The organism is Pseudomonas sp. P5_A12 (genome assembly GCF_056400685.1).
In genome coordinates this window covers 1-9356 of record NZ_JBFUKU010000213.1, presented here as the reverse complement: position 1 = coordinate 9356, position 9356 = coordinate 1, and the positions used below count along the sequence as shown (strand labels likewise).

General features: G+C 57.7%; 6 protein-coding genes and 2 pseudogenes. 4 read left to right on the top strand and 4 right to left on the bottom strand.

What is annotated here, in order from left to right:
* The 4 genes and pseudogenes from AC1DSG_RS22640 to AC1DSG_RS22625 form a co-directional block, all read left to right on the top strand.
* Positions 1 to 639: pseudogene (locus AC1DSG_RS22640) on the top strand (hypothetical protein); the annotation flags it as partial.
* Between the two features lie 332 nt (positions 640 to 971).
* Positions 972 to 2270, top strand: coding sequence for a sialidase family protein (locus AC1DSG_RS22635; RefSeq protein ID WP_477792877.1), 1299 nt, complete (start codon positions 972 to 974; stop codon positions 2268 to 2270).
* Entirely contained in the window at positions 2267 to 2878 is a 612-nt protein-coding gene (locus tag AC1DSG_RS22630) for a hypothetical protein (protein WP_477792876.1), read from the top strand. Before AC1DSG_RS22635 ends, AC1DSG_RS22630 begins: the two co-directional genes overlap by 4 nt.
* Before the next feature lie 32 nt (positions 2879 to 2910).
* On the top strand, positions 2911 to 4947 hold the full coding sequence (locus AC1DSG_RS22625) for an LTA synthase family protein (protein ID WP_477792875.1): 2037 nt from the start codon (positions 2911 to 2913) through the stop codon (positions 4945 to 4947).
* Between the two features lie 189 nt (positions 4948 to 5136).
* On the opposite strand, the pseudogene AC1DSG_RS22620 reads toward AC1DSG_RS22625, so the two are convergent.
* The 4 genes and pseudogenes from AC1DSG_RS22620 to AC1DSG_RS22605 all read right to left on the bottom strand — a co-directional run.
* Positions 5137 to 5490, bottom strand: a pseudogene (locus tag AC1DSG_RS22620) (transposase); the annotation flags it as partial.
* Between the two features lie 181 nt (positions 5491 to 5671).
* On the bottom strand, positions 5672 to 7162 hold the full coding sequence (locus AC1DSG_RS22615) for an aldehyde dehydrogenase (protein ID WP_477792874.1): 1491 nt from the start codon (positions 7160 to 7162) through the stop codon (positions 5672 to 5674).
* A 115-nt stretch (positions 7163 to 7277) separates the two neighbouring features.
* Entirely contained in the window at positions 7278 to 8657 is a 1380-nt protein-coding gene (locus AC1DSG_RS22610) for an APC family permease (RefSeq protein ID WP_477792873.1), read from the bottom strand.
* A gap of 152 nt (positions 8658 to 8809) precedes the next feature.
* The coding region (locus AC1DSG_RS22605) for an aminotransferase class III-fold pyridoxal phosphate-dependent enzyme (protein ID WP_477792872.1) at positions 8810 to 9356 on the bottom strand (547 nt) is incomplete at its 5' end.

Below are 9356 nucleotides of genomic sequence, written 5' to 3'. Positions count from 1 at the left end.
GTGTACATCATTGTCTTTGGCGACGTGCTCAGTGCGAAATCGCTGCTCGATGAGGCAGAAACTGTCCGTACTGATGAAGTCGTCGACTACAACGCCGATCGCGCTCACCTGATCTTCGGCGCGCGAAATGCGTTCATGAGCATCTTCGGCCCGGATGTCGCCATGTGCGGCCCGAAATGGGCGGCGATGCTGGTGGTGGTGATCGAACGCTTCAAAGGCGGTCCGAAGGCGATGAAGTCGATCATCGGCGGCGTGGGCTCGTTCCGTTGGGGTACCAACACCGGTCTGCTGCTGTTGCCGGTGGTGACGCTGGTACAGCCGATTCTCGGCGTTGCGCTGTCGCTGACGTTGCTGATCCAGGGTTATGTGAGTGTGCGTCTGGGCATCCTCGAAGCCCGTAGCCAGCGCGACCTGGGTATCGCGGGTGTGATCGGCGCGGTATTGGCGATCAAGGGCGCTAGCTGGGCATTCGGGATTGGCGTGGTGTTGTGCTTGTTGATCTACGGCAAGAATTTCTTCAAAGGCGAGGTGGATGGGACATTTGCCAAGGATTTGAAGCCTGCGGATGCCAAGCCCGCTGCAGGTACTGAGTCGGCAACGGCTATCAAGCGGATAGCGGAGGAAGCGGTGGCTGACTGACAGACCTGAGTCGCTCAATCTGACGCAATCACGAGGACGCCCTCCCACAACTTACCTTTGTGGGAGGGCGCGTCATAGCGATGGGCCGCTGAAGGCTGCACACATTTGAGAGATGAAACCGCATTCATCAAAAATGCGCCCAGACGCAAGGACCAATCCTGCCATCACAACGGAAGCGGCCTGTCTCAGCGACTCAATCCGTATTCGTTCGCCGACAAGGAAGCAAGCTATACATAACTGCTTACATAATTGAAAATCATAAAGTCCGAACTTGTACTAGCGAGTGTTAGCTTGTGCGGTTTATCGGGCCATGAGAGGCCAAAGCCTAAATTATGCGCATAAAGCTCCCCCGCCTCCCTGCCCTCGGTGTTTACCTTGCCCTTGCTTGCCTTTTCGCGGGCGCATGGCTCACCCACCCTGCCCCCAAGCATTCTTCCTTTGCCCTGATAAGCCCGGTTCCAGCTGTGACAGATGAAGCGGCCAAGCCCATTTATACCAGCCGTTTCGCCTCCTCCGGACTGGTGGACTTCGTACATTCCTCGGCGATAACTGCCTTGCCTGACGGTAGCCTGATGGCGGTCTGGTTCGCCGGCTCTCGCGAAGGCGCAGCCGATGTGCAGGTGCGCTCCGCCCGTTTCAACGTGAGCACTGGCGAGTGGGGGGAGGAACAGGTCATGGCGACCCGGGATTCGACCCAGCAAAGTACTCGAAAATACATTCGCAAACTCGGCAACCCGGTCATTGCACTCGCGCCGGACAATCGCCTGTGGCTGTTCTACGTCTCCGTATCCATGGGCGGCTGGGCCGGTAGCGCGGTCAATGTGATGGTTTCAGACGACTTTGGTGTGAATTGGTCGGCACCGCGCCAACTGATCACTTCACCCTTTCTGAACATCAGTACCCTGGTCCGCTCGGCACCGGTGTTTCATGTCGACGGCTCCATCGGATTGCCGGTCTACCACGAGTTTCTGGGCAAGTTTGCCGAGTACCTGTACTTGAGCGCAGACGGTGAAGTGATCGATAAATACCGCATCAGCCACGGCAATCATTCATTGCAACCTGCTGTCGTGCCGCTGGACGGTCAGCGCGGTATCGCCCTGTTGCGCTACGCCGGCAACACCCATCACCGAGTCCTGGCGAGCCGCACCGAGGATGCCGGGCAAACCTGGAGCGAACCTTTTCCGCTCGATCCTTCAAACCCCAATTCCTCCTTGGCGGCCGTTGCGACGCCCGAACACGGGATGCTGGTAGCGCTCAATGATCTGCAGGAGGGGCGCTTCAAGCTGAGCCTTTATCTCACCGATGCGAAAATGGTCGATTGGCGCCTGGTGCACGATCTGGACAAATCACCGGATCCCGAGGGCGATCCGTACTCACCCCTCGCCTACAAGGAAATCATCGGGAAAAAGTTCCGCGATTCCAGTGGTGAGCTCCGCCAACCGCTGGAAGCGCAATTCCTCGACAACCTCGACAACCGTGTCTGTAAAAGCGAGGAGTGTGAGTTTGAATATGAATACCCGTACTTCATCCGCAGTCCCGACGGGATGTATCACTTGGTTTATTCCTGGAACAACACCTTCATCAAACACGTGACCTTTAACGATGCCTGGCTGTCCGAGCGTCTCAAATGATTAGTCTATGGCAAGCCCATCTCAGTTTCGCGATGATCATTTTCCTGGTACTGCCGGCTTTTGGTCTGAACAAAGTCTGGCGCATCGCRCTGCTGCTGGCATTGCTGGCCGCCAGCTTCATACCGCTGGGCGGGTTGTCGCTGGCCGCTTACTTGCGCAGCCACATTGATGACCTTGCGATCACCTCATTGGTGTTCATGGGGTGGGGCTGTTTGCGTCGACTGGAGATGTTGCCGCCTGCGCAGAAGGATCACATCGGCGTATTGATCCTCTTCGCCGTGATGGCCCTGGTGCTGTACCCGGCAACCCTGGGCTTGAGTGATCTGGATCCTTACCGGCGGGGTTTCAGCCCGCGCCCCCTGCTGTTTGTCATCGCAATGCTTACGTTTGGCGCGTTTTACCTGCGCAATTACCTGGCCGTCGTGATGTTGACCGGCGCGACCCTGACCTTTATCGCCGGGCTCAAACCTTCCCATAACTATTGGGATTACTTGATTGATCCGCTGCTGGGCCTGTATTGCTGCCTGGCTTTGCTGGTGCTGGCGACGCGTTGGGCGTATCGCCGGCTGATCACGCAGCGCAGCCCGATTCGAAACAAATCCGTTTGAAATTTAACGAAACTCTTAATAGGGAAACATCGATGGGCTGGCTGAAATCGAGACGTTTGCATTACTGGCTGGGCGCAACAGCGATCGCGTTTGTGCTGTTTGCACTGTTGCGGGTGGTGTTCTTTTTCGGCTTTTCCGGTTTCGACGCCAAAGCCCTGAGCGCCGATAACGCCGTCCTGACCACCCTGGGCATCGGCTTTCGTTTCGATTTGCGCCTGGCCATTCTAGTCATGCTGCCGTTGGCGTTGCTGGCCTGGATCCCTCGCTGGAACCTGATCAGCAGCCGCCTCGTTCGCGGCATCGCCCGCGTGTACCTGGTCGCCRTCCTCAGCGCTGTGCTGCTGATCTACATCATCGATTTTGGCCATTACGCGTACCTGGGCGTGAGGATCAACGCCACGGTGTTGCGCTTCATCGACGATGCGCAAATATCCCGTGATATGGTCTGGCAAACCTACCCGGTTATCTGGATTTCACTGGCTTGGCTGGCCACAGTCGCGTTCGTGACACTGGCCCTGGTGCGACTGGAGCGCGTCACGCTGGACCGTCCCCGCGAAGTCATTTCCCGGTTCTCCGCGACGTGGGGCAGTGCGTTGATGGTCGTGCTGGTGCTGCTGGGTATTTTGGGGCGTGTCGAGCATCTGAACTTTGAAAACCCTGTGCCGCTGCGCTGGAGCGATGCGTTCTTCTCGGGCAATAACCAGATCGCCGCATTGGGCCTGAACCCGGTGATTTTCTTCTACGACACCGTCAAGGTCGGCCAGTCACGCTATGACGAAGCGCAAGTGCGCGAACATTACGCGGTCATGGCCAACTATCTGGGCGTCGACCAACCCGACCCGCAGACCCTTGACTTCGTCCGCCACCAGGCGCCACAACCCTACAAAATACCGGGCTCGCGACCGCCAAACGTGATGTTCATCATGCTTGAGTCGCTGGGCACCAGCGCCGTTGGGGCCTACGGCAATCCGATTAATCCAACGCCAAATCTCGATCGCCTGGCCACGCAGAGCTGGTTCTTCAAGCACTTCTATGTCCCGGTGACGGGTACCGCAAAAACCGTCTGGGCCAGCATCAGTGGGGTGCCTGACGTGACTCGACAGGAAACCGCGACGCGTAATCCACTGATCACCAACCAAAACACGCTGGTCAATGCCTTCACCGGCTACGAGAAGATCTACACCATTGGCGGCAACTCCGGTTGGGCCAACATGAATGCCTTGATCAAGCAAAGTATCGACGGCGTTCGCCTGCTCGACGAGCGGGACTGGAAATCCCCGGTGGTGGATGTCTGGGGCATCTCGGATCTGGATCTGTTCAAGGAAACCGACCAGATCCTGCAAGCGCTGCCCAAGGACAAACCGTTCTTCGCCTATGTACAAACGGCCGGTAACCATCGCCCCTTCACGATTCCAAAGAGCAATGACGGATTCGAGGTCAAGCACCCTACCCTGGAGGAAGTCCAGGCCGCAGGCTCGCGCAGTGTCGAGCAATACAACGCCGTGCGCTTGCTGGACTTCAACATCGGACGCTTGATGGAAATCGCCAAGGCCGGCGGCTGGTACGAAAACACCATTTTCGTGATGTTTGGCGACCACAACACCCGTATCGCCCAGATCCCTTTCCTGGCACCGGCCTACGAGCAACTGGGCCTGGAAAGCAACGCGGTGCCGATGCTCATCCACGCGCCAGGCATGATCGGGACGCGCACTGTCGAGGAAGCAGTCGGCCTGGTGGACTTGCTGCCAACCGTAGCGGGTATGGCCGGCCTTGAGTTCCGCAACAGCGGCATGGGCCGTGATATCCAACAGCCCGCGCCCGAAGGCGAACGCGTGGTGCCATTGGTATTGCGCGAAGGTACGTTCCCGTTGATTGCCGGTGTAACTCAACACTACATGGTTCAGATGGAGCACGACGGCAGCTCGCCAAGTCTGCATGACCTGGCCTCACTGACGCCGCTGGACAACGTCGCCGACAAAAACCCCGAAGAGTTCAAACGACTGTCAGAGCTGACCCGCGCCATGCATGAAACGTCACGGTTGATGCTGTACCAGAACGTTCGCAAGTAACGCCTTTCCCGCGTCTAGAGTGCAAATAGACGCGGGGCTCCCCTGATAATCGTTATAAAAAAACGGGCGGCTTTCGGTCCAGAATGTGTAAAAACGCATTCGGGCCTTGTCAGCGCGAAGAGCCGACGGCCGTTCGCTGAGTGATTTCGCTTAAGGCACCATAGTTGATCAGTATCGCATCGGAGCTTTTCAGCAAGCTTCTACAGCTATCCAGGTCATCCAGAACGAACCTTTTCCGCTCGACAGCGCCTTCATCAAACCATTGGCTCCAACGATTTTCATGACCCGTTTCAAGTTGTAGGCGAGCACGTTCAASCTCATCTCTGCACTTACCCCGGCCAGCTTTCGSGTCAGGAAATGCGTTGCACCCATCCATTGTTTAAGCGTCCCGAAGGGATGCTCCACCGTCCGTTTACGGATTCGCATCATCTCCGGCGCATTGCGCAGCCTGTCCTGCATTTCTTCCAATACGGCTTCATGCTCCCAGCGTCGAACCCGTCGTTCCGTGCTCGGTGTGCACTGCGACTTCAGCGCACATGTTTGCGAAGGCGTTTTTACACACTCTGGACCAAGAGCGGCCGGTGGTTCGGCCGTAATGAGATTAGGTAGTGACTACAAAACCAGGGGCGATTCAATAGTGGCCGGCCCGATCCGTGTTGATCGAGCCTGCCCTTGATATCAGCGGTCGCGTATTGTCTGATACGCGACCCGCTCACATCCGTACTTAACGCAACTGAAACCAGGTGGTTTTCAGTTGTGTGTATTTATCAAACGAATGCAGCGATAGATCGCGACCGAAGCCTGACTGCTTGCCTCCGCCAAACGGCACCGACACGTCCAGCGCGTCGATGGTGTTGACCGAGACAGTCCCGGCATTCAAGGCACGGGCCACACGGTGTGCGCGGTTCAGATCATCGCTCCACACCGACGCAGCCAGTCCGTAAATGCTGTCATTGGCTTGCTGCACCGCCTCTTCCTCAGTGTCAAAAGCGCTGACCGCCAGAACCGGACCGAACACTTCATCCCGTGAAATGCGCATGCCGCTGGTCACGTCACCAAAGATCGTCGGCTGAATGAAGTTTGAAGAACCATTGATGCTCAATTGCTCGCCACCGGACAGCAGCCTGGCCCCGTCAATACGTGCCTCTGCGACCGCTTTCATAATTCGGCTGGTTTGCTCACTGTCGACGATTGCCCCAGCAGCGCTCCCAGGGTTCAGTGGATCACCGGGCATCCACGCACGCGATTTGCTGATCAGCCGTTCAACAAATTCGTCATGGATGGAACGCTGCACGTACAGGCGGGAATTGGCCGAGCACACTTCACCCTGGTTGAAGAAAATACCGAAGGCGGCCTTCTCCGCAGCCAGGTCCAGGTCCTGACAGTCTTCAAACACCAGGTTCGGGCTCTTTCCGCCGCACTCCAGCCAGACCTGCTTGAGGTTGGACTGCGCCGAGTACTGCATAAAGTACTTGCCTACCTGAGTGGAGCCGGTGAACACCAGACAATCCACATCCGGATGCAACCCCAGTGCCTTGCCGGCCCTCTCGCCCAGGCCCGGTACCACGTTCAGCACGCCCTCTGGAATGCCTGCTTCCAAGGCAAGCTGAGCCAGACGCAGGGTCGAAAATGGCGATTGCTCGGCGGGCTTGAGTACCACGCTGTTGCCGGCCGCCAATGCAGGCGCCAGTTTCCACGCAGCCATGTCCAGCGGGAAGTTCCATGGCACTACTGCGGCAACTACCCCCAAGGCTTCCCGCGTGATGGTGGCCAACGCATTCCGGGCGGTAGGCGCGACCTGATCGTAAACCTTGTCGAGCGCTTCACCGTACCAGGCGAAGACGTGGGCGGCGCCAGGCACATCCACGTTGTAGGCATCCATCACCGGCTTGCCCATGTTCAGCGAATCGAGCAACGCCAGCTCTTCGCGGTGAACCATCAGCAACTCGGAAAGTTTGATCAGGATTTTCTTGCGCTCGCCGGGGGACATACGCCGCCAAGGGCCTGCATTGAAAGCCCGGCGTGCGGAGCGCACTGCCAGGTTGACGTCTTCTTCGCCGCATGCGGCAACACGCGCGAGCAATTGATTGGTCGCAGGGTTGATGGCGTCGAATGTCGCTCCGGATATCGACGACACTGGCTGGCCGCCGATCAGGGCGGTGTCGATGAAGGATTGGCGGGCAACACGCTGCTGCCAGTAATTAAGGTCGAACACGTTGTACTCCCACATTGACCGTCTACACGGTCAGTTGTTATTGATCTGGTACAGGTCATCGAGCCGACTCAAACCGCAATGACCTGTTGTCGAAACCTGCGTGTTTTGGGATGTATCACTCCGCCATCTGCAAGTCCGGCATCTTCACCCTGAACCCACGCGTGACACCCAACAAACAAATCAGCCCCAAGCCCATCCAGCACAGACCAATCGTGAACGCCATACCGGAAAGGCTCGTCCACAGCCAGATGGTGCTGAGAAACCCCAGGGCCGGCAGCGCCGCGTATATCAGGTAGTTGCGTGTGCCGCGCAGTTTCTGGTCGACCAGGTAATGCTTGATCACTGCCAGGTTCACCGCCGAGAACGCGAAGAGCGCGCCGAAGCTGATCATGTTGGCGACGGTATCCAGGGTGATAAACAAGGCAATCAGCGAGAACAGGCTGACCAGCATGATCGCGGTGGCCGGCACGCGCTTTTTCGTGACCAGCTTGCCGAGCACGCTCGGCAATGCACCATCGCGCCCCATCGCGAACAGCACGCGCGAGACACTCGCCTGGGAGACCATTGCCGAAGCGAAACAGCCCGCTACATAGGTTGCGGTAAATGCAGTCACCAGCAGTTCACCGCCGACGCGGCGCATCACGTCCACTGAGGCTGAATCAGGGTCAGCGAAACTGTTCCATTCCGGAAACACCATCTGGGCGAAATACGAAACCAGCAGAAACAACAGCCCCCCGAACAACGACACCACCATAATGGCGAGCGGAATAGTGCTTCGCGGGTTGGGTGTTTCCTCGGCCATGGTCGACACGGCATCGAAGCCAAGAAACGACAGGCAGAGCACCGCAGCACCCGCCATGATCAGCGGGACGCTGAAACCTTCATGATGGAAAGGTGCGAGCAGCGAAACCGGGGCGGAATACCCACTCAGGTTGTGAAGCGATAACGCGACGAACACAACGATGAAGACCAACTGGGCAACCACGAGTATCCAGTTGACCCGAGTGATGGACTCGATGCCGACCAGATTTAAAACGGTGACCAGCGCAATTGAACCGAGCACCCACACGGAAGTAGGCACAGCGGGAAAATATTCCGACATGTAGATGCCGATCAGCAGATAACTGAGCAACGGCAAGAAGATGTAATCCAGTAACAAGGTCCAACCGGCAATAAAGCCGAAATACGCGCCAAATGCCTTGCGCGTATAGGTATAAACCGATCCTGAATAGGGGTGCGCCTGGACCATGCGTCCATAGCTGTAAGCGGTCAGCAACATGGCCGCAAGGGTCAGCAGGTAGGCGGTGGGCAAGTGCCCTTTGGTCATCTGGGTGACAAGGCCATAGGTTGTAAACACCGCCAGCGGGACCATGTATGCCAGACCGAAAAGTACCAGTCCGACGAGTCCCAGGGGCTGTCGAAACCTACGCGATGAAGTGGGTTGCGATGGGGAATGATGGGAGGGAGTATCGGCCACGTTTGTTATTGTATTCATTGCTGACTCCTGGAAATGGGCATGCAGGACGCCGCGGTATCCGATGAAATCGATACCGTTATCCGTTGAAAAGTGGACTGCCCTATGTGCACGCTGGGCGATGTAACGATGCGGTTCTCCACCCCTTGCGCGGGGGTGGAAAACCGCTCACTTCACAGCTTTCCCGCGATCCGTGCGGTGCGGTCTACCGCGAGACGGGTCTTGTCCACCAGTTCGTCGAGTTCCGCGCGCGTTGCTACCAGTGCCGGCGCCATGATCATGCGGCCGAGTGTCGAGCGGATGATCACACCCTCTTCAAAACCAAAGGTGCGGCACTGCCAGGCCAGGTCATTTTCATTGTCGAAGCGCTTGCGTGTGTCTTTGTCCTCGGCGAACTGCATGGCCGCGAGCAGACCGGTTCCCTGGATCTCTCCGATCATCGGATGGTTGCCAAACACTTCACGCAGGATCTGCTGCAAGTACGGCCCGGTATCTTCCTTCACCGTGCGAACAATGCCTTCATCACGCAACGCCTTGAGGTTGGCGAGTGCAACCGCCGCCGCGACCGGGTGCCCGGAATAGGTCAGGCCGTGGGCAAACACGCCGCCCCGCTCCACCAGCGCATCCGCAATGCGTTTGCTCAGCACCAGGCCGCCCATGGGGATATAGCCGGAGGTCAGGCCCTTGGCAATCGACAGGGTGTCGGGCTCGAAGCCGAAA